The 713-nt window shown below is 52.3% G+C and carries 1 protein-coding gene; it reads right to left on the bottom strand.

What is annotated here, in order from left to right; translation table 11 throughout:
• Positions 1-713: elongation factor Tu (locus KJI95_RS19390; RefSeq protein ID WP_214508840.1), on the bottom strand; the 713-nt coding region annotated here is incomplete at both ends.

Below are 713 nucleotides of genomic sequence, written 5' to 3'. Positions count from 1 at the left end.
GTACGGAAGTAGAACTGTGGACGGTAGCCTTTGAAGAATGGGGTGTGACGACCACCTTCTTCTTTAGACAGTACGTATACTTCTGATTCGAACTTGGTGTGTGGCTTGATGGTGCCTGGCTTGGACAGAACCTGACCACGCTCAACTTCATCACGCTTGGTACCACGCAGCAGGATACCGCAGTTCTCACCGGCACGACCTTCGTCCAGCAGCTTACGGAACATCTCAACGCCAGTACAGGTAGTCTTGGTGGTATCTTTGATACCAACGATTTCTACTTCTTCACCAACTTTGATGATACCGCGCTCTACACGACCGGTAACTACAGTACCACGGCCAGAGATAGAGAATACGTCTTCGATTGGCATCAGGAACGGCTTGTCGATAGCACGCTCTGGCTCAGGGATGTAAGAATCCAGGGCTGCAGCCAGCTCGAGGATCTTGGCTTCCCATGCTGGGTCACCTTCCAGCGCTTTCAGAGCAGAACCCTGAATTACTGGCAGGTCATCACCTGGGAAGTCGTACTCAGACAGCAGTTCACGAACTTCCATCTCTACCAGTTCCAGCAGCTCTTCGTCATCTACCATGTCACACTTGTTCATGAACACGATGATGAAAGGTACGCCTACCTGACGAGACAGCAGGATGTGCTCGCGAGTCTGTGGCATTGGGCCGTCAGTCGCAGCTACTACCAGGATTGCGCCGTCCATCTG

This window comes from Shewanella jiangmenensis, from assembly GCF_018596335.1.
Taxonomy (GTDB): domain Bacteria; phylum Pseudomonadota; class Gammaproteobacteria; order Enterobacterales; family Shewanellaceae; genus Shewanella; species Shewanella jiangmenensis.
The sequence above is the reverse complement of the archived record's forward strand: the minus strand, read 5'-3'. Positions and strand labels throughout refer to the sequence as shown.